The organism is Microbacterium paraoxydans, assembly GCF_900105335.1.
GTDB lineage: Bacteria > Actinomycetota > Actinomycetes > Actinomycetales > Microbacteriaceae > Microbacterium > Microbacterium paraoxydans.
Genome location: NZ_LT629770.1, coordinates 1,739,389 through 1,761,933 on the forward strand (window position 1 = coordinate 1,739,389; position 22,545 = coordinate 1,761,933).

A 22,545-nucleotide genomic window follows, 5' to 3' on the forward strand; every position below is an offset into this window, starting at 1 on the left:
CGGATCCGTCCCTGGCCGTCCCGGCCGACCTAGACTCGGAGGCGTGTGCACGGTGGTGATCGATGTCGAGGCCGCGGGTTCCGCGCGGCTGCTGGCCGTCCGCGACGAGGACCCGGCTCGGGAGTGGGATGCCCTGGGCGCGTGGTGGCCCGAGGAGTATCCGGGGGTGATCGGCATCCGCGATCGGCGGGCCGGTGGCGCCTGGCTCGCCGTGAACCCCGCCGAACGACGCCTCGCCGTGCTCCTCAATCGTGCCGATGTGCAGGACCTCTCCACGACCACGGCCGTCTCCCGCGGCGCCCTCCCGCTCGCCGCGGTCACCGGGCGCTCCCCGCAGGACGCCCCGCCGATGCACGGCTTCAATCTGCTCGACGTCGGTCCGGAAGGCGCCCGAGTGCTCTCCTGGGACGGTGCCGAGCTGCGGGAGACTCCGATCGAGCCCGGGACGCACATGATCGCCCACGACGACCTCGACGACGAGGAGACCCCGCGCATCGCCGCGTGGCTCCCGGAGTTCCGCGCTCTGGGGCCCGCCGCGGCGAGCGCCGACTGGGCGGCCGAGTGGACCGCGCTCCTCGGAGCCTCCGCGGACCTGCCCCCGGAAGACGACCGCGCCATCATCCGCGACAACCGCCCGCACGGGTACCCGACACAGTCCCTCCTCTATGCGGTCGCCACGGTCACGCCCGCCGGGGTCGACGTCCGCGACGTCACCCTCCCCTCCCCCGCCCACTGGCACTGACCCCCCTCTTTCCCTCTCCACCTCTCCACCCCTCCACCGCTCGCGCCGCGGGATCAAAACCGCGCCCCCGCCCTCCGCCCGCGGCCCCTTTCTGATCCCGCCCGGCCCGCCGCTTCCCGCGCAGGATCGAAAACGCATCTAGCCGTCCATCCCGCGGGGCCTTTCTGATCCCGCACCGATGCGGGCGACCGACTCTCGGTTCGACGAGATCCGCTGCGGAGCTTGGGGGGCGATGCCCGCCGGGCGGGGCTGGACCAGAATGCCGCGGCCTGTCGCGGGACCGTTCGGCCTGATGCGGGACGGTCAACGCTCCGGATCCGGCTCGGTGCCGCGCGTTTTTGGTCCCGCACGACAGCGGGGGACGGTCGCGAGGCCGACGGGCAGAAGCGGGACGGAAAACGCCCCGGACGCGGGGCATTCACGCGCGTTTTCGATCCCGCACGACTGCGGGGGCGGGTAGGGGGACCGTGGCGGGACGGAAAGTGGCCCGGATGCGTGGAAACGGGGCACGAAATTGATCCCGCACCGCCGAAGGAAGGGCGGGACGGGGCGGAAGGGGCGGGGTCAGGCGGCGGGGAGGGCGTCGGCGCAGGAGAAGCGGGCGCGGTAGGCGGTGGGAGTCACGCCCAGCACGCGGGCGAAGTTCTGCCGGAGGACGGCCGCGGAACCGAAGCCGCAGTCCGTCGCGATGTGTTCGAGCGGAAGATCGGTGCGCTCGAGGAGGCGCTGGGCCTGGATGATCCGCTGCCGGCCGAGCCACGCCGCAGGGGTCGCCCCGTACTCGGCCTTGAAGCGGCGCGCGAAGGTCCGCGGCGACATGAGTGCCCGCGCTGCGAGCTGGTCGACCGTCAGGTCTTCGCGGAGGTTCTCCACCGCCCAGTCGGCCACCACGGCGAGCGAATCCGTGGGCGCGACCGGGATGGGGCGATCGATGAACTGCGCCTGACCCCCGTCCCGTTGCGGCGGCACGACCATCCGACGCGCGATCCGGTTGGTGATCTCCGCCCCGAGCTCCTGTCGCAGCAGGTGCAGGCAGGCGTCGATGCCCGCGGCGGTGCCCGCGCTGGTGATGATGCGGCCGTCCTGGACGAAGAGCACGTCCGGATCAATGTCGACGGCGGGGTACATGTCGGCCATCGTGTGCGCGTACATCCAGTGCGTCGTCGCCCGCCGCCCGTCCAGCACTCCGGCCGCGGCGAGGATGAACGACCCGCTGCACACGCTCATGACCCAGGCGCCGCGCGCCACGGCCTCGCGGGCCAGGTCGACGAGGAGCGGGTCGATGTCGCCCCAGACCTCGCGCGGCACCGGGCAGAACACGACGAGGTCGGCCTCCGCGGCGAAGGACAGATCATGTTCCACGTTGATGGAGAAGCCGATCTTGGAGCGCACGACCCCGGGCCGCGGGGCGACGATGCGGAAGTCGAAGTTCGGCACCCCGTCGGCCGATCGGTCGAGGCCGAACGCCTCGCAGGCGACCCCGAACTCGAACGGCGCGAAGCCGTCCTGCACCACGCACGCGACGGTCTTCATCACAGCTCCCGGAATGGCAGTTTTCCTACGCACAGTGCCCGATCCGCCACTCGTGGCAGCATCACACCGAGCGTAGCTTTTCTGCCATGGTACTCCCCATCCTCCTCCTCGCCCTCGTCATCTGGGCGGTCGTCGCCACCTTCGTCGAACTGCGGCGCGACGGCTACCGCCCGACCCCCACCGACTGGAGCCGCGTCGCCGGTCAGGACGCCCTGTCGCAGGCCGACCCCGGCCACGTCTACCGCTGACCTGCCGACAATCCGCGAGGAGGGCTACGCTCGGGTCATGAGCGACCCCCAGCAGCCCGGACAGCCCTCGCGCGACGGCGCCGTCGACCCGGCCGCGACCCCGACCCCTCCGTCGCTCCCGGCGGAGCCGCAGTACCCCGGCGCGCAGGCCCCCGCACCGGGAGCGCCGTACGCCCCCGGCCTCGGCGGGGGTCATGTCTTCCCCACCGCCACCCCGCAGGCCTCCCCCACCGCGATACCGCAGCCGTCACCGACCGCACCGGGATTCGTCCCCGGATCCGCCGGCATCCCGCCCTATGGCGCACCGGCCCCGAGCACATCCGGCAACGGCCTCGGCCGCGCGGCGTTCATCGTCGCGCTGGTGACCCTCGCGATCGACGTGTTCCTGATCCTCGCGCGGCCGTTCGTCTACATGTCGGACCGGACCTACAGCCTGATCGGCCTGATCGAGGGAGCGTCGGGCATCCTCACCTTCCTCGGCTACGGGGCTGCGCTCGTGCTCGGCCTCATCGCGGCGCGACGCCCGGGTCCGCGGCTGCTCGCCGGGATCGCCATCGGCATCTCGGGCGCCGGTCTGCTGACGATCGTGCTGAGCTGGCTCTCGTCGACCTTCTACGGGTTCCTGTGACCGCTCAGGATCGCGGGAGCACCCGCTCGTAGACCTCGATCATGGCGGCCGTCCGCGACGACTGCCGGAAGGCGTCCGCCACGGCGGGCACCGGCCGCGGCGCGATCCCGTCCGCGATGTCCGCGGCCGCCTGCCGCAGCGTCGCGGCGAGGGCCTCGATCCGTTGCGCCTCGACGGCTCGTCCGCGAGCGTGCGGATCCGTCGTCGGCACCGCCCAGAGCCCGCCCTGGAGCTCCGCGGCGATGTCGGGGTCGCACACGACGGAGGGCGTGCCGAGGGTGGCCGCCTCGAACGGCGTCATGCCCTGGGTCTCGAACCCGATGGACGTCTGCACGAGCGCATCGGCGGCGGCGATCCGCTCCAGCGTCTGCGCATACGAGAGCCGGCCGGCGAACCGCACGTCCGCACGCCCCGCGACGATGCGTTCGGCCGCGGCGCGCTGTCCGCCGCCGCCGATCACCTCGAGCTCGGCGTCGATGCCCGCGTCGACCCAGGCCTGGAGGAACGGGAGCAGGCGCTTCTCCGGACTCATCCGCCCGAGCCAGACGAAGCGCGGGCGCCCCGGCGTCCGTTCCGCGGGTGCCGCTGCGAGGGTCTGCGCACGGACGTCGTCGTCGATGCCGTTCCACACGACGTCGACGACGCGGGCGACGCCGTTCTGCTCCAGGCGTCGCGCGAAGTGCCCTGACGGGGCCGTGACGGCGGCGGCGCTCGCCGCGAGACCGCGGAGGTACGACCACCCGTCGCTGCCGCCGACCGGCATGCCGATGCCGCGGAGGGCAGCGCGGCGCCAGAGGTTGAGCACGGCGAGCACGGGCCGGTGCAGCGGGGTGACTGCGGCGAGCCCGACATCGACGCGGTTGTGCATCGTGTGCACGACCGGGATTCCGTGCCGGGCGGCGAAGCGGTGGCCGATGAAGGCGCCCCAGAAGTCGGCCTGCACGTGGACGAGGTCGACGGGCGGGCGGTGCGCCATGGCCCGGTCGAGAGTCCGATCGGTCGCCCGCCCCGGCCAGGTCATCGCGTACTCCCGATCGAGGGTGATCGGCAGCGACGGAAGGTCGACGTTCCCCTCGGATGGTGCGGCGTCGTCGCGCCGTGCGTGCATACGGGGCGCGACGACTGTCACGGTGTGCCCGGCGCGCTCCAGGAACGTCCGCTGCAGCCGCATCGACACCTGCGCCCCGCCGAGGGAGTCGAGGTGCTGATCGGCGAAGAAGACGACGTGCATCCGCGTCACTCGGGCAGCGGCTCGTCGCGGTACAGCGCCTCGAAGGTGTCGAGCGTGCGGTTGATGTCGTGGATGGCCACACCGTCGAGGGACGCCTTCTGCATCCGCTCGTACTCGCCGGGGGAGGCGGTCAGCACGGCGGTGAGCTTCGCGGCGAGGTCGTCGACGTCTCCCGGCGTGAAGAGGTGGCCGTTCTCGCCGTCGTGCACGAGGTGCGGCAGGGCGACGGCGTCCGCGGCGACGATCGGCAACGCCGATGCCATCGCCTCCATCGTCGCGATGGACTGTAGCTCGGCGATCGACGCGATGACGAAGAGGCTCGCACGGGACAACAGCGCCCGCAGCTCCTCGTCGGTGGTCCGGCCGTGGAAGGTGACCCGGTCCGACAGCCCGAGCTGTGCCGTCAGGTGCTCGAGCTGCTTGCGCTGGTCTCCGCCGCCGACGATGTCGAACGTCGTGTGCAGCGCCGGGTCGAGCTTGGTCATCGCCTTGAGGATGACCTCGACCTGCTTCTCCGCCGTCAGCCGGCCCACGAACACGAGCCGGTTCTCCTCGCGCGGGGCGATGACCGGGGTGTACTGGGAGCGGTCGATGCCGCAGCTCACCGGGATGACGCCGCGCACCTCGACCGTCTTCTCCAGGAAGTCGGCGGCCCGACGCGTCGGCGTGGTGATCGCCCGCGTCAGGTCGAAGGTGCGCTTCGCGTCGGCCCAAGCGAACTTGAGCACCAGGTCGTCGACGAACTTCGGCATGGTCGTGTGGTCGAGGATGTTCTCGGCCATGACGTGGTTCGTCGCGATGACCGGAATGCCGCGCTGCTTCGCGATGCGCGCGAGTCCGCGCCCGATCACGATGTGGGACTGGATGTGCACGACGTCGGGCTGCACGGCGTCGAGCACCTTCCGGGCGTAGTGCTTGGAGCGCCACGGCCACACGAAGCGCAGCCAGTCGTGCGGGGCCCAGCGCACGGAGGGCAGGCGGTGGAGCGTCATCGGCTCCCCCTCGATGACCTCGGTGCGGGGCGCGGTGCGACGGTAGGCCTGGTTGGGGGCGACGACGTGCACCTCGTGCCCGCGCTGCACGAGCCCGGCGGCGAGACGCTCCGCGAAGCGGGCGGCGCCGTTGATGTCGGGCGCGAACGTGTCGCAGCCGAGGAGGATCTTCAGCGGACGGGGCTGTGCGGCGGTGGCGTCGCGCGACGCATCGATCGGATCGTCGGAGGAGGTCACAGAGATGCCTAACGGGGTGGCGGCCAAGGAGAAGCCCTGGTCGGGCGGTGGCAACTCTACCCGAGGGCCCTGTCCCCGACGCCGAGCCATACCGGCATCCTTCAGCCTCGGCCGATACCGTGAAGCCATGCGACTGCACGCCGACGCCGACCCCCAGCTGTGGATCCCCGTGACGGACTCGCTCGGGTGGAGGGGACGCCGGCATCGCAAGGCCGCGATCCGGATGCTGCTCGGCCAGGTGAACGCCGCGGTCGGCGCGACGGAGCGCCCCGGTTCGCGGTTCGGAGCCTGGGCGATGAGCCAGGCCGCGCCGATGCTCATGAAGAAGGCCGACGGCCGGGTGCTCGCGTGGACGTGGAAGGCGGAGCCGGACCTCGTCGTGGCGATGGCGACGGTGCAGGCGCTGACCCCCGACATCCGGATCGCCCGCGCGTCGATGCCGATGGAGTACGACGACACGACCTCCTTCCCGACCCGGCTCGGCGTCGGCGAGAAACTCGTGGTCCCGACCCCGCCCTCGCCTTCGGCGCCGCCCTTCGCGACCTACACATGGGACACCGGTACGCACCTGGTGACCCTGACCGCCGTCTGCAGCGACCGGGAACGCTTCGGCACGCTCATCGGCGCGCTGGACGAGCTGGCCCGCAGCCTCCGCATCGCCGACGACCTCACCGGCGGCGAGTCGCCCGACGTCCTCCGCCTCCCGCCCGCCTGACACCGGATGCGGATGCCGATGAACACTGTCGCGCGGTCCCCGCGCATCGTCGACGGCTCACGATCGGTCCACCCGAACGGCCGCTTCCCGTCTGCGGCGCTCGGGCTCGTCGGCATCCTTCCTCTGCTGCCCCTGCTGCTGGCGATCATGGATACCCGTCCAGGCTTCCGCCTCATCCTGATCGCACTCGCTCTCTACGCCGCGATGCTCGCGGTCGCGCTCTGGGTCTGGGTGCGGTCCTTGCGCGAACGCCTGATCCGAATCGAGGCAAGCGGCCCGCTGCGATTCACGCCGTCCACGGGCGTCCGCATCTCCTCGTGGCTCGTTCCCGTGACGGGCCTGCTTCCCGCAGCGGCGGCCTTCCTCGTTCACACCCTGGGCCTTCCGACGATGGGCGGTCGGCTTCTCGAATGGGGCCCGTACGTGCTCGCCGTCGTCTCGCTCGTCGGCCTCGGTCGGGAAGTCCTCGCGCAAGGCCACCCGCTGGGTCTCGTACTCGACGAGAGGGGCCTGCACGGAGTCCGCAGATCCGCCCGGGTCGAAGCCTCCTGGGAGGAGATCGGCACCACCACGCCTGTCGGCCCACACGGGCCGAAGCTGGCGATCTCGGTCGCCGGACGCGCCCCCGTGATCCTCGATGCGCATCACCTGGGGTCTGACCCGGCAGCAGTGGCCTCCGTCGTCTCCTTCTTCCGCGACGCCCCCGATCAGCGACCTGCGCTGGTCGACGGCGTCGCGGCGATGCGCACCGTCGAGCACGCGCACCGATCCCGCCCGGCGGGATGAGAAACGCGCCTCCCCAAGGGCGGGGAGGCGCGTTTCTGATCCGGCGCGGAGCGCCCGGCGACGCGGAGGCGAGGGGCTCAGCGGACGATGCGGAGCGTGCGGACCTCGAAGGGGCGGAGGTGGAACCCGCCGCCGAGGCGGGGCGCCTCGATCTCGTCGTCGATCAGGCTCACCTCGCGCACCTCGCGGTGCTCGAAGCCGACCGACAGCTCGCCGACCGCCCGGCGCCCGAGCGCCTCGTACACCCGCACGATGACGTCGCCGGAACCGTCGTCGGCGAGCTTCACGGCGGAGACGACGATCCCCTCGCCCGACACCTCCACCAGCGGCTCGACCTCGCGCGCCCCGCGGATCACCGTGGGCGTGCTGTTGAGGCGGATGCCCTCGGCCGTGGCGATCGCGGCGTCGGCCCCGATCACGAGGCCGACCTCGATCTCGTGGAGCCCGTGATCCGTGTCCGGGTCGGGGAAGCGCGGCGCCCGCAACAGGGAGAGCCGCACGGTCGTGGTGACGCCGTCCTCGCCGACCTCGCGCGTCGTGTCGTACCCGTAGATCGAGTCGTTCACGAGAGCCGCACCGAAGTCCTGCTCCCGTACCAGCACGTAGCGGTGCATCGAGGTCTCGAACTTCGCCGCCTCCCAGCTCGTGTTCGTGTGGGTGACGCGCGCCTGGTAGCCGAACTGCGTCTCGGCTTCGGTGTGCGACGCCTGGATGTCGAGCGGGAAGGCGAGCTTGAGCAGCTTCTCGGTCTCGTGCCAGTCGACCTCGTTGCGAAGCAGCACCGTGCGCGAGCCGGGCGCGAGAAGGATCGTCTGCGTGATGGTCGACTCCGAGAACGGACGCACGACGACGATCTGCGCGACACCGTCCACGAGCGACGCTTCGATCGACGAGACCGCCGTGAGGTCGTCGACGCTGTTGCGGTAGTAGCGGTCGATGTCCCACGCGTCCCACATGTTCGGGAAGTCCTGGTGCAGCTGGAACAGGTTCGCGGCCTTGCCTGCGGCGACCGTCTCCCGCCCCGTGGCCTTGTCGACGGCGGAGACGATCAGGCCCTCGCCCGAGACGAGCACGGACACGAGATCGTTCTCGATCCGCCATCCCGGGTGGGTCGCTGAGCCTGCCGAAGCGTCCTCGACGAGCGAGACCGGCCCTTCGACGGGCTCCGGGACCCACGAGGCGCCGAGTGCGCGCCCCCGACCGACCGACGTCGGCTCGAACAGCAGCTCGCGGTCGCCATCGCCGGCGAGCGACCGGCGCGCGGCGTCAGCGATGTCGCGCGCATCCGAGAGCACGTCGGACAGCACGGCGACGGCCTCGCGGTGCACCCACGCGATCGAGGTGCCGGGCAGGATGTCGTGGAACTCGTGCAGCAGCACGGCCTGCCAGAGCCGGTCGAGCTCGGCCTGCGGGTACGCGGCGCCGGTGCGCACGGCGTCGGTCGCGGCCCACAGCTCGGCCTCCACGAGCGCGTGCTCGGCCCACCGGTGCAGCGCCTTCGTGGCGTGCTGGCTCGTGAGCGTGCCGCGGTGCAGCTCGAGGTAGAGCTCGCCGACCCACACGGCCGGGTTCGGCAGCTCGGCCTTGGCGGCGTCGAAGAACACGTCCGGGTGCTCCCACACCACCTGCGCGCTGCCCTCGAGGTCGCGCAGCCGCTCGGCCTTGCCCGTCATCTCGCGCGTCGTGCCGCCGCCGCCGTCACCCCAGCCGACCGGGGCGATCGACCGCGAGCTGCGGCGGTTCTCCTTGAACTGCCGCGAGGCCTTCGCGACCTCCATGCCGCTCAGCTGCGAGTTGTAGGTGTCCATGGACGGGAAGTGCGTGAACACCTGCGAGCCGTCGATGCCCTCCCAGAGGAAGGAGTGGTGCGGGAAGACGTTCTGCTGGTTCCACGAGATCTTCTGCGTGAAGAACCACTCGAACCCGGCACGGCGCATCAGCTGCGGAAGGGCCGGCGAGTAGCCGAAGCTGTCCGGCAGCCATACGCCCTTCGACCGGAGGCCGAACTCGCGCTCGAAGAAGCGCTGCCCGTGCGAGAACTGCCGCACGAGCGACTCTCCCGTCGGCATGACGGTGTCGGACTCCACCCACATGCCGCCCAGCGGCAGGAAGCGTCCGGCGGCGACCGCGGCCTTGACCCGCTCCCACACCTCGGGACGGTGCTCCTTGATCCAGGCGTACTGCTGCGCGCTCGACATGCCGTACTGGAACTCGGGCTGCTCCTCGATGAGCGTGGTCATGGACGAGGTGGTGCGCGCGACCTTGCGGATCGTCTCGCGCACCGGCCACAGCCAGGCGGAGTCGATGTGCGCGTGGCCGACGGCCGAGATCCGGTGCGCACTCGCTTCGGCCGGAGCGGCGAGGACATCCGCGAGCCGGGCCCGCGCGTCGGCGGCGGTCTCCACGATGTGCTGCAGGTCGAGCACGTCGAGCGCGTCGTCCAGCGCCTGCAGGATGCGCATGCGGCGCGGCGACGTGGCGGGGAGCTCCGCCTGCAGCTCGAACAGCACCTCGAGGTCGAGGGACAGATCGAACACCTCGGGCTCGAACACCGCGAGGTCGAGGCGGCGCAGCCGGTACAGCGGCTCCTTCGAGGAGGTGAGGATGTCGCCCTCCTGCGTCGGCAGGAAGGGGTGGTAGTCGAGGAGGACGGGGTTGGACGCGCCCTCCAGGTAGAGCTCGACGGCCTCGTCACCCGCGGCGGTCTCGGCGATCGGGACCCACTGGTTGCGCGGGTTGATGCTCTTGATCGGCGTGCCGTCCGGCCGGTAGGCGAGGGCCTCGCACTGGAACCCCGTCATGTTCACGTCGAAGCCCAGATCGATCAGCGCCTCGACCCGGCGGCCTGCCCATTCCGCGGGCACTCGACCGGTGAGCTTGAACCACGTCGTCCCCCACGCCGGGCCCCACAGCTCGCCGACCGCGGCGGGGGTGAACGAGAGCGCCAGGCCCTCCGCCGGGGCGACGGGCTCTCCGGGGAGCTGGTGCGCCTCGACCGTGAGGGGGATCGCGGCCGAGTGGATCGCCGGGCGGATGCGCTCTTCGAGGACCCGCTTGACGCGGCCGACGGTGAGCGAGGTGTCGTCATGCATGGTGGGGTTCTCCGGGCTCGACGGTGAGGGACTGGGTTCGATGCGTGTCGTTACTAAAACGATCTAGCACGGGAGTCTACGGCACGTTCTCCGCTGCTTTCGAGAGGCTAAACCGATCAAGTAGGGTGATGCCTATGACCCCGGGGAAACGCGTAACCATCGCGGATATCGCGCGCATGGCCGGCGTCTCCCCCGGCGCCGTATCGTTCGCCCTCAACGGTCGTCCCGGCGTGAGCGAGGAGACGCGGCAGCGCATCCTCTCGATCATCGAGGAGCACCACTGGCAGCCGAGCTCCGCCGCGCGCGCCCTCGTCGGCGCCCGGGCCAACGCGGTCGGGTTCGCCCTCGCCCGCCCGGCGCGCTCCCTCGGCTCCGAGGCCTTCTTCACCGACCTCATCGCCGGCATCGAGTCCCGGCTCTCCGAGAGCAAGGTCGGTCTGCAACTCCGCCTCGTCGCCGACATCGACGAGGAGATGGAGGTGCATCGGCAGTGGCGGTCGTCGAATCAGGTCGACGGCATCATCCTCATCGACCCGCGCGACGACGACCCGCGCGGCGCGCGCATCACGGCCCTGGACGCCCGCGCCGTCATGATCGGCTCGAAGCCCTCCCCGGACGGCGCGGTGCCCAGCGTGTGGATCGGCGACGACACCGTCGCGGAGACCCTGTTCTCCTACCTCGCCGCCCTCGGTCACACGCGCATCGCCTACGTCGCCGGTCCGGCTGAACTGGAGCACACCCGTCTGCGCGCCGAGGTGCTGGAGCGGATGGCGGCGGACGGCGTCTCCGGTGAGGTCATCACGACCGACTTCTCCCCCGCCCGCGCCTCCGCCGTGACGCGCGCGCTGCTCTCCGGCCGGCAGCGCCCGACCGCGATCGTGTACGACAACGACGTGATGGCCGTCGCCGGCCTCCGGGTCGCCCAGGAGATGGGCCGGGCGGTTCCCCGCGACGTCTCCCTCGCGTCGTTCGACGACTCGGTCATCGCGGGTCTCATCAACCCGTCGATCACCGCGATGACCCGCGACACGTTCGAGCTCGGCGAGCAGGCCGCCACGCTTCTGCTGCAGCAGATCGAGGCCGGCACCACGCTGCCGAGCGTCCAGGGCCCGACCCCGGTGCTCACCGCTCGCGAGAGCACCGCGCCACCACCCCGCTGAGACCCCGCCTCCCCGCCCACACCCCGGGCTCTCGACGCACGCACCCCGGGGTGTCGACGACAACCCGGGGTCTCGGCCTCAGACGACGGTGTTGACGGAGGCGTAGCGCGTCACGTCGGACGCGGACGGGGCGGGGTGGATGAGACGGTGGATGCTGCGTGCCTCCAGCGCCGCGGGATCCTGTGCGGTGCGGGAGGTCACCAGAGAGGGATCCTCGCCCGCGGCGCAGGCATCGACCCAGGCCTGGAAGACCGCGCCGCCGGGGCTCAGGGCCGCCCGGCTCACCGGCACCTCCTGTTCGTCGACGTCCACCACGATCGCCGTCGGACGAGCCGGAGCCGCGGTGCGGGTGCGCAGCTCAGGGATGAGCTCCGCGAACCGGCGGCCGAGGGGCTTCGCCGCCCCCTCCTGGTCGATCAGCCCGAGGGAGTACTCCAGCTCCGGGAAGTCGGCGAGCTCCCGGCTCACGTCGTGCGAACACCACCAGGTCACACCCCAGAGGTTCTCGGTGCGGAGAGCCGAGCGCACGGTGGCCTCGAGGAACCCGGGCATCTCGCTCTCGTCGAGACAGTTCGAGGGGGCACCCACCTCCTGCAACCAGATGGGCCGGGCGGGATCCGTCGCGAACGCGCGGGACAGCTCGATGAGGTACTCCGCGTGGCGGTCGGCGGCGATCGAGCGCCCGCCGTAGCGCTGGGCGGTGCCGTTGAAGATCCAGGAGTGGATGGTCGTCATCGCGCCGAGCCGGGAGGCATGCGCCGGCGTGAACCCGTGATCGTCCATGTACCAGACCGCGTCGTACTCGCTGTGCACGTGCGGCAGCCCGGGAGCTCCCCGGTCCGCGGCGGCGAGCAGGGCCTCGATCCACCCGCCGGCCTCATCCGTCGTGACCGGCCACGGCGAGGGATGGGTGTGCGCCGAGAACTGATTCGTCTCGTTGCCGAGCGTGAGCCCGAGGAAGTTCGGGGCGTCCCGCAGCGCGCCGGCCAGCCGCTCCACGAGCTGCGCCTGGCCGTCCAGGGCGCTCGGATCGGTGAACATGTTCCGGTCGTGCCAGGTGTACAGCCAGGACGGGACGAAGTCGAAGCTCGACAGATGCCCCTGGATGACATCGACGCTCGCGTCCAGGCCGAACTCGGCGGCGATGTCGACCATGGTGCGCACGTCGTCGATCGCCTTCGCCCGGATGAGGGTGCGGTTGGGCTGCAGGACGGTCCAGAGCGGGAACACGCGCACGTGGTCGAGGCCGAGTGCGGCGAGGGCCGCGAAGTCGCGACGCACGTCGTCCGGGGTGAAGTCGAGCCAGGAGTGCATCCAGTCCGTCGACGGCGTGTAGTTCGCCCCGAAGCGAAGTGGGGCGTCGAGAGCGCCGCGCTGCGTCATGTGTGCACCTTTCGGACCGTGCCCTCCCGCGAGGACATGTCGCACCACTATAACGCTTGAGCATCAGCCTCGATAGGCCACGCCTTGACACCGGCCGGATCGGATGGTTTCATCTGCTAAAGCGCTGTAGTCCCTTCGTCGGACCACGCCGAATCGCCCGCCTCGAGGAAGAAGCACGATGAAAGTTCCCGCACGCATTGTCGCTCTGGCAACCTTCACGATCGGCGCCCTGGCGCTCGTGAGCTGCACCGGAGGGGGCGCCGCCTCCGACGACGCCGGCCCCATCGACACCTCCGGCGAGCTCAGCGGAACCATCCAGTTCCAGACCTGGTCGCTGAAGAACGAGAAGTTCACGCCGTACTTCGAAGACCTCATCGCCGCCTTCGAGGAAGAGCACCCGGACGTGACCGTCGAGTGGCTCGACCAGCCCGGCGACGGCTACCAGGAGAAGATCCTGAGCCAGGCGAACGCCGACACGCTGCCCGACGTGCTCAACCTGCCGCCGGACATCGCCTACCCCCTCGTCGCGGCGGGGAAGCTCGTCGATCTGGACACCGCGGATCCGGACCTGAAGGCGGCGTACAACGCCGGGGCCTGGGACGCGTACAGCCAGTACCCCGGCGTCGAGGGCACCTACGGCCTGCCCTGGTACCTCTCCAGTGACGCGTCCTGGTGGAACCTCGCCCAGCTCGCCCCGTACGGCGTCACCGAGGAGAACCTCCCGACGACGGTCGACGAGCTGCTCACACTCGCGAAGGACGTCGCCACGGAGTCCGGCGGCAAGGTCCAGCTCCTCTCCTCGATCCCGGCGCTCGACACCTTCACCGCCGCCGGCATGGAGGTCATCAACGAGGAGGGCGAGTTCGACTTCAACACCGACGAGGCCGCCGCGATCATCGAGCAGTACGCCGACGCCTACGCGGCGGGCGCGATGCCCGCGGAGGCACTGACCGGTGACTACGGCGGGAACGCGGAGGCGTACATCCAGGAGAAGGTCGCCTTCACGACCGGCGGCACCGGCTTCACGACCGATCTGCAGAAGGACGCCCCGGCACTGCTGGAGAACACCGTCGCCACCCCGCGCCTCGGTGTCGCCCCGCTCTACGTGCAGGGCCTCAACGTCTCCGCCGACTCCGACAACAAGGAAGCGGCCCTCGCGTTCGCCGAGTTCGCGACGAACGAGGAGAACCAGGTCGCGTTCTCCTCCCTCGCGGTCGGCACTGCCCCGGGCACGGCCGACGGCGGCGACCAGGTCGTCGAGAACATCGCCTCCTCGGTCACGGACGAGAAGCAGCTCGCCGCGATCGACACCGTGTTCGGCGCGATGAAGGACGCCAAGGCGCTGCCGTTCCAGTGGACCTCGGACATGGCCACCTACATGACCCAGCAGATCGCTCTCGCCGTGAACGGCGAGGCCGACGCCAAGACGCAGCTCGACAAGATCGTCGAGTACGCCAACGCGAACCGCGTGGACCAGTGAGCATGCGCGCGGACACCGGCACCCGGAAGCGGAGGTCGACGATGAGATCCCACAAGTGGTTCACCCCGTGGCTGCTCCTCGCCCCCGCCGTGATCTGGGTGCTGGTGTTCGCGCTCTGGCCGTTCCTGAACACCGTCGTCCTCAGCTTCACGGACGCCCGCCCCCTGCGGACCCCGGAGTTCGTCGGCGGCGCGAACTACGAGCGCATGTTCGGCGACGAGATGTTCTGGAACGCGCTGACCACCTGCCTCATCTACGTGGTCGTGTGCGTGCCGCTGCTCACGGTCCTCCCGCTGCTCCTCGCCCTCCTCGTGCAGAAGAAGCTCCCCGGCATCTCGTTCTTCCGCACCACGTTCTACTTCCCCGTCATCGCCTCGGTCGTCGTCGTCGCCCTCATCTGGACCTGGCTGTTCGACAGCCGGGGCATCATCAACCAGACACTGGAGTTCCTCGGCCTCATCGATCAGCCGATGGCCTTCCTCGTCGACCGCTGGCTGCTGCTCGGCTGCGCGATCCTGCTCACGGTGTGGAAAGGACTCGGGTACTACATGGTGGTGTACCTCGCCGCCCTGGGGAACGTGGGCAAGGAACTGCACGAGGCCGCGATGCTCGACGGTGCGAGCTCCTTCCGCCGCTTCCTCTCCGTCACGATCCCGTCCGTGCGCGGGGCGATGCTCCTCATCGCGGTGCTGATCGCGGTGTCCGCCATGCGCGTGTTCGCCGAGCTCGACGTGCTCTCCAAGAGCACGGGCGGCCCCGGCGGCTACGACATGTCGCTCGTGATGCTCATCCGCCAGGTGGGCTCGGGCCTGAACGGCAACATCGGCTACGCATCCGCGATCAGCGTGGCGCTGTTCCTCCTCACGCTCGTGCCGCTCGCGGCGATCGCGTTCATGAACCGCGAGAAGAAGGCGAAGGTCTCCGCATGACGACTCTGACGACGCCCCCGGTGGAGAGCACTCCGCCCGTGGAGGAGGCACCGCGGCCCGGCCGCGAACGCATCTTCCGCCGCCGCGGCTCCGGAGACTTCAGCAAGCCCACGCTCGGCGGACTCATCGGCCGATACGCGCTGCTGCTGTTCGTCCTCTTCCTCGTCATCGGCCCCTTCGTCTGGCAGCTCTCCACGTCGTTCAAGGGACCGCAGGAGAACATCTACTCCTTCCCACCCGAGCTCATCCCCCGCGATCCGACGCTGCAGAACTACACGAGGGTCGCCGACATCGTCCCCGTCTACCTCTACGCCTGGCACTCGCTGCTCGTCTCGCTCGGCACCGTGCTCAGCAACGTGATCCTGGCCACGTTCGCCGGCTACGCCCTGGGCTGCATGCGCTTCCGCGGGAAGTGGATCGTCATGGGCATCCTGCTGTCCACGCTGCTGTTCCCCGGCGAGGTCACGGTCACCAGCAACTTCCTCACCATCCGCGCGCTCGGGCTCGCCGATACCCTGTGGGGCGTGTTCCTCCCGGGAGCGATCAGCGCCATGAACGTGCTGCTCGTCGCCACCGCGTGCCGCATGATCCCGAAGGACGTGCTCGACGCGGCCACCGTCGACGGTGCGACCACGTGGCAGCGCATCCGGCACATCGTGTGGCCGAACATCCGCGGCATGGTCTCGGTGGTGGCGATCTTCGCCTTCATCGGCGCGTGGGACGACTACCTCTGGCCGCTCATCGTGCTGTCCGACCCGGCGAAGTACACCCTGACCGTGGGCATGGCCTACCTCAACAGCAGCTTCTCGGTCGATCCGCGACTCATCGCCGCCGGCACCATGATCGCGCTCGTGCCCATCGTGATCATGTTCTCGTTCACGCAGCGCTTCTTCTTCAAGGGCGTGCAGGAGGGTGCGCTGAAGGGGTGAACGCGCCGCTGCTCCGCCCGGCCTCCGGTCCCGCGGATCCTCCGTCGTCGCGCCCGCACGCCGGAGTGCTCCCCGGAGTCATCTTCGCGTACACGTTCGACCCCTCCCGCGGGGCGCAGCGGATCGACGTCCCCGGCCTCGACGGCATCGTCCTCACCCCGGACACCGTGCTGCACTGGGCGTTCTACGCCGACGGCCCTGCGGCGACCCTCGCGCCGTGGGCCGGGCTCGCGGTCGCCGTCGACGTGCGGACCCCCGACGGCAGCCGGCTGAGCGACATCACCGCCGTCCGCGACCGCTACGACTTCCCGCTCACGGCCGAGGGGCAGTTCGCCGCCCGGTGGAGCATGCCCGAGCAGTGGAACGCCGACAGCGTCGCCCTCGCGCCCCTCGCCGTCGGGAGGGGCACCGGGACGGGCACGGTCGAGCTCGTCCTCGGCACGGCCGAGCTGGCGAGCACGCCGGATGTGCCCGCCGAGGTCAGCGGCTTCGTCCAGGTCCGCGTCGAGGAGCGCCCTGCCCCCGACGATCTCCCACCCGTCGAGCGGGTCGACACCCGGCGCGGCTCCCACTCCGGCTCCCGCTTCTCCCGCGGGAACACGATCCCAGCGGTCGCCGTGCCCCACGGCTTCACCTTCGTCACGCCCGCGACCGACGCGGCGGACCCGCGCTGGCCCTATCGTCCGTTCGTGCACGACGATCCGCAGGGACGGCGTCTCGAAGCCCTGCAGTTCTCGCACCAGCCCAGCCCGTGGATCGGCGATCGCGCGGTGCTCCAGTTCATGCCGTTCCGGGGGACGCCGACGTCGGACAGGGCGGCCCGGCGTCGCTGGATCGTCCCCGAGAGCGAGCGCGCCCGCCCGCACGAGTACGCCGCGGACCTCGGCGATGGGCTGCAGGTCGAGATGACCGCGACCTCGCACGCCGCGGCGTTCCGCGTGCGGTGCGAGGACCCGCACGCCGCCGTGGGGTTCGTGATCGACCAGCTCACGGACGACGGCCGACTCACCTTCACGGACGCCGGCTTCGAGGGCTGGATCCCCGAGGGGCCTGAGGGCTGGGGGAACGCGCCGCGCTGCTACTTCGCCGGGACCGTGCACAGCGCATCGGACGTCGCGAAGGGCGCCCTGGACGACGACGGGCGTGCCAGGGTCGCGGGCTTCGTCCGCGCCGGGGGCGCCGTCGAGGTGCGGGTCGGGGTCTCGTTCCTCTCCGTCGCGCAGGCTCGGCACAGCCTCGCCCTCGAGGCCCCTCCCGCCGCCCCCTTCGACGAGCTCCGCGCCCGCGCGGCCACCGCGTGGAACCGCCTGCTCGGGCGCGTGACGATCCCCCCGCTCCCCGAGGCCGAGCGCCCGTTCCGCGGCCTGGCCGACGAGGAGCAGCGCGCCCGGATCGCCGCCGCACTCCACCGGATGCACCTGTATCCGAACACGGCGGCGGAGAACGCGGGCACCGCGGACGCGCCGGAGTGGCGCTTCGCCGACGTGTTCGCCGCGCGGACCGCCTTCGGCGAGTCGGCAACGGGGGCGCCGGTCGTGGAGGGCGAGCTCGTCGTCAACAACGGCTACTGGGACACGTACCGCACCGAGTGGCCCGCGCTCGCACTCCTCGACCCCGCGCTGGCCGGGCGCCTGCTGGACGGGCAGCTCGCCCAGTATCGCCGCGGCGGCTGGATGGCCCGCTGGAGCGCCCCCGGGTACGTCGACAGCATGGTCGGCACCTCGAGCGACCAGATCTTCGCCGACGCGGAACGCTGGGACGTGCCCTTCGACCGGGAGGCGGCGTTCGAGAGCGGGTGGCGCCACGCGTGCGAGCCGGGACCCGATCCGCGACGGGGTCGCAAGGGCATCGGCCGCGGGCGCTTCCTCGGCTTCATCCCGTCCGACGTGCCGGAGGGGATGAGCTGGAGCATCGAGAACGCCGTGAGCGACGCCGCCCTCGGCCGGTTCGCCGCCCGACTCGCGGCATCAGCGGCGGCGGACCAGGCCGCGCGCTATCGGGCCTTCGCGCGGTACTTCGCGAATCGCTCCCGCGCGGCGCGCGTGCTCTTCGACCCGGCGTCCAAATTCTTCCGCGGTCGCGCGGCGGACGGGTCGTTCGCGCCGGATTTCGATCCTCGGGTCTGGGGTGGCGACAACGTCGAGACGAACGCCTGGGGCATGTCGGTCGGCATGGTGCACGACGGGCCGGGACTCGCGGCGCTGCACGGCGGGCGGACCGGACTCGGCCGGCACCTCGACGCCCTCTTCGCGGAGCCGGAGACCGCCGACGAGCGCTTCGGCGGTGCGTACGGCACGGTCATCCACGAGCAGCGCGAAGCCCGCGCCCAGCGGTCGGGCATGTGCGCCCTGTCGAACCAGCCGGCCCACCACATCCCCTTCATGTACGCCTTCAGCGACCGGCCGTGGCACAGCGCGGGCCTCGTGCACGGCCTCGCGCGCCGCCTCTTCGCCGGTGCGCACATCGGCCAGGGCTTCCCGGGCGACGAGGACAACGGAGAGATGAGCGCTTGGTGGCTCTGGGCTGCGCTCGGCCTGTATCCCCTGGAGCTCGCTGCGGGGTCTCTGCGGATCGGGTCGCCGCTCTCGGACGACATCCGGGTCGCGCGCGGAGACGGCTCGTCGCTGCGCATCCGCTCGCGACGGAGCTCCCCCGAAGCCCACGTGCTGGAGGAAGCACGCCTGGACGGACGCCGGCTGCCCACCGCCGACCTCCCGATCGACGCACTCCAGCGAGATACGGTGCTCGAGCTCGTGTTCGGCACGGACCCGGCGCGCGCGTTGGAGAGCGGGGAGGACGCGCTCGACGCGGAGCCGTGGCACCGCGACCTCACGGGCGGAGAGGGAGAGGCCGTCGCCTCCGCGGATGTCCGCGAGGCGCGGCGCCTGTTCGACGACGGCGACCCGCAGGGTGACGAAGGCGTCAGGCTGCCGGAAGGCTCGTGGGTGGGCTGGCGATTCCCCTCACCCCGCGGACTCACCGACATCACCGTCACGAGCCGCGGGCCCGTCGCGGCCGGTGTGCTGCGCGGGGAGGTGGAGGGGGCCGACGGTCGCTGGCACCCGCTCACCACGACGCACCTCGAAGGGCTGGCGCCCGATCGCACGACGCCGTTCGCTCTGGAGACGCGGGTCGTGACCTCGGCCGTCCGCATCCGCGCGGACGCCGAGGTCACGCTCCGTCAGATCGAGCTCTTCGATCTGGACTGACTCACCGCGCCGCTGCGCGGTAGACGGTCGCCTCGCCCTTCAGCGCCTCGGTGATGCCGGAGAGATAGGACGACTGGTTCGTCGCCGTGAGGTTGTACGCGACATAGACGCCGTACCCGTCAGCCACCGTGCGCTGAGCGAAGTCCGCGGCCGTCGTGGCGCTCGTGTTCGCGAGGTCGATGGCCGCGGCGCCGAGCCGAGCGCGGTCGTCCAGGCCCGGCACGGTGGGAGCATCGTAGGTCGGGTAGTACGGGTTCCAGGCGTGATCGAGCACGCTGCCGGCGTCGAAGAGGCCGAAGTCCGTGGTCGTGTAGGACGGGCCGATGGCATACAGCGTGATGAGCTTGTCCGGCCCGAGCCGGTCGCGCAACGCGGAGGCCAGCCAGCCGAAGGACTGCGGGTTCGGCTGCGGGGTGCCGTTCGCCCCGTAGTTGCTCCACTCGTCGTCGAAGTCGATGCCGTCGAGGCCGTAGGCGGTCACGGTGTCTGCGAGCTGCGCGGCGAAGGCGTCGGCATCCGCGTACGACGTGAAGTTCGCGAAGCCGGCACCCTGGTGGTTTCCGAGGACCGACAGCAGCACCTTGGTGCCCTGGGCCTGCAGCGGGCGGATCTGGTTCTGCGCATCCTGCAGCGTCTCGGTGACCCGGTCGTTGAGGTGGAGGACCGCCTGCTCCCCGTCGTAGTTGATGTTCGCGGCGAAGATCATGGCCAGATCGACCGCTGGGCGGCCCGACTCGGCGAGCGTGTAGTCCGCGACGTTCGCTAAATCGTTCGAGTTGACCTCGACGTAGACGGCGAGCTTCGGGTCGGCAGCGGCGGTATCGGCGACCGCTGTGGTCGAGGCGGCGAGGGCGGCGGCTCCAGCGGCTGCGAACGCCGCTGCTGCCGCGATACCTCTTCTCAGGCGGGACGATCGTGCGGGTGAGGAACTCATGACGGGATCTTCTCCTTCGGCGTCGTTGTCGAGATCGGGTCGCGACGTCGCGACTCGCGGCCGACTATATCGCTTAAGCACCTGCGTCGGAAGGGGATGCTGGCGGTGCGCACCGATTCCGACGATGCTGGACGCATGCGCGCCCTCCGACTCCTCTGGCGGTACCCGGTCATCACGCTCACGGTCCTGGTCTTCGCCGTGGTCGGGGCGCTCCACGCCGCCGGGGAGGAGACCATCGGCCGATGGGTCGCGACGATCTTCGTGGCTGCGGTGGTCGTGTGGACGCTCATCGGCATGGTCCGCGACGTGCTCCGCGGCCACGTCGGACTCGACATCCTCGCCGTCGTCGCCATGGTGGCGACACTCGCGGTGGGCGAGTACATCGCGGCGCTCATCATCGTCCTCATGCTCTCCGGGGGCGAGGCGCTGGAGGACTTCGCGGGCCGCCGGGCCAAGCGCGACCTCTCCGCTCTGCTGGATCGCTCGCCGCGCAGCGCCCATGTGCTGACACATCCCGAGGATGCGGACTCGGACGCGGCGAGGGAGGTGCCCGTCGACGATGTGGCCGTGGGCGACGTCCTCCTCGTGCGCCCGGCGGAGATCATCCCCGTGGACGGTGAACTGCTCACGGACAGCGCGTCGTTCGACGAATCCTCGCTCACGGGCGAGAGCCTGCCCGTGACGCGCGGTGCAGGCGACGAGGTGCTGTCCGGCGCGATCAACGGCAGCCGGGCCATCCACCTCCGCGCCCTCCGCACCGGCGCCGACAGCCAGTACCAGCAGATCGTCGCCCTGGTCGCCCAGGCCGAGTCCTCCCACGCGCCCATCGTGCGTCTCGCCGACCGGTTCGCGATCCCGTTCACCGCCGTCGCGCTCGTGCTCGCGGGGACGGCCTGGGCGCTCTCCGGCGACGCCACGCGGTTCGCCGAAGTGCTCGTGCTGGCGACGCCCTGCCCCCTGCTGATCGCCGCTCCCGTCGCCTTCCTCGGCGGACTCTCCCGGGCGGCGAAGTCGGGCGTCATCATGAAGAGCGGTGCGGTGATCGAGCAGATCGCGCGCGTGCGCTCTGCGGCGTTCGACAAGACCGGGACGCTCACCCAGGGGAGGCCGGAGCTCGTCGACGTGCGTCCGGCACAGGGCTTCGATGCGGAGGAGATCCTGCGACTCGCCGCCTCGGCCGAGCAGTACTCCTCGCACGTGCTCGCCGACGGCATCCGTCGCGCCGCCTCCGCCCGAGGCCTGGCGCTGCACGGGGCGACGGAGGCGAGCGAGACCGCGACGAACGGGGTGTCCGCGACGATCGGCGGCCGCGCGGTGGTCGTCGGCAAGCCGGCGTATGTGGCGTCCCTCGCCCCGGACACCGTGCGGGCGGAGCTCGCGCCGGGACAGGCCGCCGCCTATGTCGCCGTGGACGGACGGTTCGCGGGGGTCCTGGTCCTCGCCGATGCCGCTCGCCCGGAGGCGCCGGCCGTGATCTCGTGGCTGCGGACGCATGAGGTCGACCGGCTCGCGATGCTGACCGGGGACGTGGAGACCACCGCGGCGTCGATCGGACGGCAGGTCGGGATCGACGAGATCCACGCCGAGCTCCTGCCGCCCGAGAAGGTGCGTCTGGCCGCCGAGATGCAACCGCGGCCCGTGCTGATGGTCGGCGACGGTGTGAACGACGCCCCGGTGCTGGCAGCGGCCGACATCGGCATCGCGATGGGCGCGAAGGGAGCGACGGCCGCCGGGGACGCCGCCGACGTCGTCATCCTCGTGGATTCGCTCGCCAAGGTCGTCGACGCCGTCGCGATCGGACGGCACACCCTCCGCGTCGCCCTCACCGCGATCTGGATCGGGATCGGGCTGAGCGTGGGGCTGATGGTCGTCGCGATGACCGGCGTCATCCCCGCGGTCGTCGGCGCTCTGGTGCAGGAGCTCGTCGACCTCGCGACGATCCTCTACGCCCTGCGCGCGCTGAGCGGCCCGCCGAGCGACCTCCGCCCCTCCGGAATACCGTGACAGCCTGAGACCCCGGACTCAGACTGGAGGCATGACCGTGGACGACCCGCAGGTATGGACTCTGATCGGCGTCTTCGCCGCCGTGATGCTCGGCGGCATGACGCTCATGACGTCGCAGCTCAGCCGCGTGATCCGCGCGGAGGTGGACCGCATCGACGGAACCCTCTCCGCACGGATCGACCGCATCGACGGCACCCTCTCCGCACGGATCGACGGCCTCGACGCCCGGCTGGGACGGATCGAGACGAAGGTCGACGATCTCGACAGGGAGCTCACGAACCTCGCGACGCGATTCTGGCGCTCGCAGTGACGA

Annotated in this window: 18 protein-coding genes; 12 read left to right on the top strand and 6 right to left on the bottom strand. The window is 71.0% G+C overall.

Translation table 11 applies throughout. From position 1 onward, the window contains the following. Nucleotides 1–43 precede the first annotated feature (43 nt). Nucleotides 44–742, top strand: coding sequence for an NRDE family protein (locus BLU02_RS08720; protein ID WP_060923593.1), 699 nt, complete (start codon nucleotides 44–46; stop codon nucleotides 740–742). A gap of 564 nt (nucleotides 743–1,306) precedes the next feature. On the opposite strand, the gene BLU02_RS08725 is transcribed toward BLU02_RS08720, so the two are convergent. After that, nucleotides 1,307–2,275, bottom strand: a complete 969-nt coding sequence (locus BLU02_RS08725; protein ID WP_060923594.1) for a GlxA family transcriptional regulator — start codon at nucleotides 2,273–2,275, stop codon at nucleotides 1,307–1,309. A gap of 86 nt (nucleotides 2,276–2,361) precedes the next feature. Between BLU02_RS08725 and BLU02_RS17585 the strand changes: the two genes are divergently transcribed. Both BLU02_RS17585 and BLU02_RS08730 read left to right on the top strand, forming a co-directional pair. Next, the gene (locus BLU02_RS17585) at nucleotides 2,362–2,523 is read left to right on the top strand and encodes a hypothetical protein (RefSeq protein WP_167627839.1); all 162 of its coding nucleotides are present in this window, start codon (nucleotides 2,362–2,364) and stop codon (nucleotides 2,521–2,523) included. 37 nt (nucleotides 2,524–2,560) lie between these two features. After that, nucleotides 2,561–3,151, top strand: a complete 591-nt coding sequence (locus BLU02_RS08730) for a hypothetical protein (RefSeq protein ID WP_060923595.1) — start codon at nucleotides 2,561–2,563, stop codon at nucleotides 3,149–3,151. Nucleotides 3,152–3,155: 4 nt separating this feature from the next. Here the strand turns inward: BLU02_RS08730 and BLU02_RS08735 are convergent, their stop codons facing one another. Both BLU02_RS08735 and BLU02_RS08740 read right to left on the bottom strand, forming a co-directional pair. After that, on the bottom strand, nucleotides 3,156–4,382 hold the full coding sequence (locus BLU02_RS08735; RefSeq protein WP_083371077.1) for a glycosyltransferase: 1,227 nt from the start codon (nucleotides 4,380–4,382) through the stop codon (nucleotides 3,156–3,158). A 5-nt stretch (nucleotides 4,383–4,387) separates the two neighbouring features. Continuing rightward, nucleotides 4,388–5,617 carry a glycosyltransferase gene (locus tag BLU02_RS08740; protein ID WP_060922294.1) on the bottom strand — a complete coding sequence of 410 codons (1,230 nt, stop codon included), beginning with the start codon at nucleotides 5,615–5,617 and terminating at the stop codon, nucleotides 4,388–4,390. Nucleotides 5,618–5,738: 121 nt separating this feature from the next. On the opposite strand from BLU02_RS08740, the gene BLU02_RS08745 reads away from it, so the two are divergent. Next, nucleotides 5,739–6,326 (top strand): hypothetical protein, encoded by a 588-nt coding sequence (locus BLU02_RS08745; protein WP_025102630.1) that lies wholly within the window; start codon nucleotides 5,739–5,741, stop codon nucleotides 6,324–6,326. Nucleotides 6,327–6,344: 18 nt separating this feature from the next. Then, entirely contained in the window at nucleotides 6,345–7,112 is a 768-nt protein-coding gene (locus BLU02_RS08750; RefSeq protein ID WP_157547035.1) for a hypothetical protein, read from the top strand. A 77-nt stretch (nucleotides 7,113–7,189) separates the two neighbouring features. Here BLU02_RS08750 and BLU02_RS08755 read toward each other — a convergent pair whose 3' ends face one another. Continuing rightward, complete coding sequence (locus BLU02_RS08755) at nucleotides 7,190–10,204, bottom strand: alpha-mannosidase (protein WP_060922283.1); 3,015 nt, start codon at nucleotides 10,202–10,204, stop codon at nucleotides 7,190–7,192. A gap of 134 nt (nucleotides 10,205–10,338) precedes the next feature. Between BLU02_RS08755 and BLU02_RS08760 the strand changes: the two genes are divergently transcribed. Beyond that, nucleotides 10,339–11,364: a LacI family DNA-binding transcriptional regulator gene (locus BLU02_RS08760; protein WP_060922284.1), complete on the top strand. Its 1,026-nt coding sequence runs from the start codon at nucleotides 10,339–10,341 to the stop codon at nucleotides 11,362–11,364. Between the two features lie 78 nt (nucleotides 11,365–11,442). Here BLU02_RS08760 and BLU02_RS08765 read toward each other — a convergent pair whose 3' ends face one another. Beyond that, the gene (locus BLU02_RS08765) at nucleotides 11,443–12,747 is read right to left on the bottom strand and encodes a glycoside hydrolase 5 family protein (protein ID WP_060922285.1); all 1,305 of its coding nucleotides are present in this window, start codon (nucleotides 12,745–12,747) and stop codon (nucleotides 11,443–11,445) included. 178 nt (nucleotides 12,748–12,925) lie between these two features. Between BLU02_RS08765 and BLU02_RS08770 the strand changes: the two genes are divergently transcribed. The 4 genes from BLU02_RS08770 to BLU02_RS08785 are packed head-to-tail and all read left to right on the top strand — an operon-like array spanning nucleotide 12,926 to nucleotide 19,294. Next, on the top strand, nucleotides 12,926–14,227 hold the full coding sequence (locus BLU02_RS08770; protein ID WP_060922286.1) for an ABC transporter substrate-binding protein: 1,302 nt from the start codon (nucleotides 12,926–12,928) through the stop codon (nucleotides 14,225–14,227). Between the two features lie 41 nt (nucleotides 14,228–14,268). Next, on the top strand, nucleotides 14,269–15,156 hold the full coding sequence (locus BLU02_RS08775) for a carbohydrate ABC transporter permease (protein ID WP_060922295.1): 888 nt from the start codon (nucleotides 14,269–14,271) through the stop codon (nucleotides 15,154–15,156). After that, nucleotides 15,153–16,085, top strand: coding sequence for a carbohydrate ABC transporter permease (locus tag BLU02_RS08780; protein ID WP_060922287.1), 933 nt, complete (start codon nucleotides 15,153–15,155; stop codon nucleotides 16,083–16,085). Before BLU02_RS08775 ends, BLU02_RS08780 begins: the two co-directional genes overlap by 4 nt. Next, nucleotides 16,082–19,294, top strand: a complete 3,213-nt coding sequence (locus BLU02_RS08785; RefSeq protein ID WP_060922288.1) for a GH92 family glycosyl hydrolase — start codon at nucleotides 16,082–16,084, stop codon at nucleotides 19,292–19,294. Before BLU02_RS08780 ends, BLU02_RS08785 begins: the two co-directional genes overlap by 4 nt. Before the next feature lies 1 nt (nucleotide 19,295). Here the strand turns inward: BLU02_RS08785 and BLU02_RS08790 are convergent, their stop codons facing one another. Continuing rightward, nucleotides 19,296–20,228 carry an endo-beta-N-acetylglucosaminidase H gene (locus tag BLU02_RS08790; protein ID WP_060922289.1) on the bottom strand — a complete coding sequence of 311 codons (933 nt, stop codon included), beginning with the start codon at nucleotides 20,226–20,228 and terminating at the stop codon, nucleotides 19,296–19,298. 135 nt (nucleotides 20,229–20,363) lie between these two features. Here BLU02_RS08790 and BLU02_RS08795 point away from each other — a divergent pair, with 135 nt between their 5' ends. Both BLU02_RS08795 and BLU02_RS08800 read left to right on the top strand, forming a co-directional pair. Then, the gene (locus BLU02_RS08795) at nucleotides 20,364–22,232 is read left to right on the top strand and encodes a heavy metal translocating P-type ATPase (protein ID WP_060922296.1); all 1,869 of its coding nucleotides are present in this window, start codon (nucleotides 20,364–20,366) and stop codon (nucleotides 22,230–22,232) included. 31 nt (nucleotides 22,233–22,263) lie between these two features. Continuing rightward, a complete protein-coding gene (locus BLU02_RS08800; RefSeq protein ID WP_060922290.1) occupies nucleotides 22,264–22,542 on the top strand; it encodes a hypothetical protein in 279 nt (92 codons plus the stop codon). Nucleotides 22,543–22,545: the final 3 nt, after the last annotated feature.

Bases quoted from the DNA above. Each gene is read 5' to 3' on its own strand.
- BLU02_RS08735 (WP_083371077.1), bottom strand. From the start codon at position 4,382: ATGCACGTCGTCTTCTTCGCCGATCAGCACCTCGACTCCCTCGGCGGG.
- BLU02_RS08790 (WP_060922289.1), bottom strand. From the start codon at position 20,228: ATGAGTTCCTCACCCGCACGATCGTCCCGCCTGAGAAGAGGTATCGCG.
- BLU02_RS08745 (WP_025102630.1), top strand. From the start codon at position 5,739: ATGCGACTGCACGCCGACGCCGACCCCCAGCTGTGGATCCCCGTGACG.
- BLU02_RS08770 (WP_060922286.1), top strand. From the start codon at position 12,926: ATGAAAGTTCCCGCACGCATTGTCGCTCTGGCAACCTTCACGATCGGC.
- BLU02_RS08800 (WP_060922290.1), top strand. From the start codon at position 22,264: ATGACCGTGGACGACCCGCAGGTATGGACTCTGATCGGCGTCTTCGCC.
- BLU02_RS08750 (WP_157547035.1), top strand. From the start codon at position 6,345: ATGAACACTGTCGCGCGGTCCCCGCGCATCGTCGACGGCTCACGATCG.
- BLU02_RS08765 (WP_060922285.1), bottom strand. From the start codon at position 12,747: ATGACGCAGCGCGGCGCTCTCGACGCCCCACTTCGCTTCGGGGCGAAC.
- BLU02_RS08775 (WP_060922295.1), top strand. From the start codon at position 14,269: ATGAGATCCCACAAGTGGTTCACCCCGTGGCTGCTCCTCGCCCCCGCC.
- BLU02_RS08780 (WP_060922287.1), top strand. From the start codon at position 15,153: ATGACGACTCTGACGACGCCCCCGGTGGAGAGCACTCCGCCCGTGGAG.
- BLU02_RS08760 (WP_060922284.1), top strand. From the start codon at position 10,339: ATGACCCCGGGGAAACGCGTAACCATCGCGGATATCGCGCGCATGGCC.
- BLU02_RS08730 (WP_060923595.1), top strand. From the start codon at position 2,561: ATGAGCGACCCCCAGCAGCCCGGACAGCCCTCGCGCGACGGCGCCGTC.
- BLU02_RS08755 (WP_060922283.1), bottom strand. From the start codon at position 10,204: ATGCATGACGACACCTCGCTCACCGTCGGCCGCGTCAAGCGGGTCCTC.
- BLU02_RS17585 (WP_167627839.1), top strand. From the start codon at position 2,362: ATGGTACTCCCCATCCTCCTCCTCGCCCTCGTCATCTGGGCGGTCGTC.
- BLU02_RS08795 (WP_060922296.1), top strand. From the start codon at position 20,364: ATGCGCGCCCTCCGACTCCTCTGGCGGTACCCGGTCATCACGCTCACG.
- BLU02_RS08725 (WP_060923594.1), bottom strand. From the start codon at position 2,275: ATGAAGACCGTCGCGTGCGTGGTGCAGGACGGCTTCGCGCCGTTCGAG.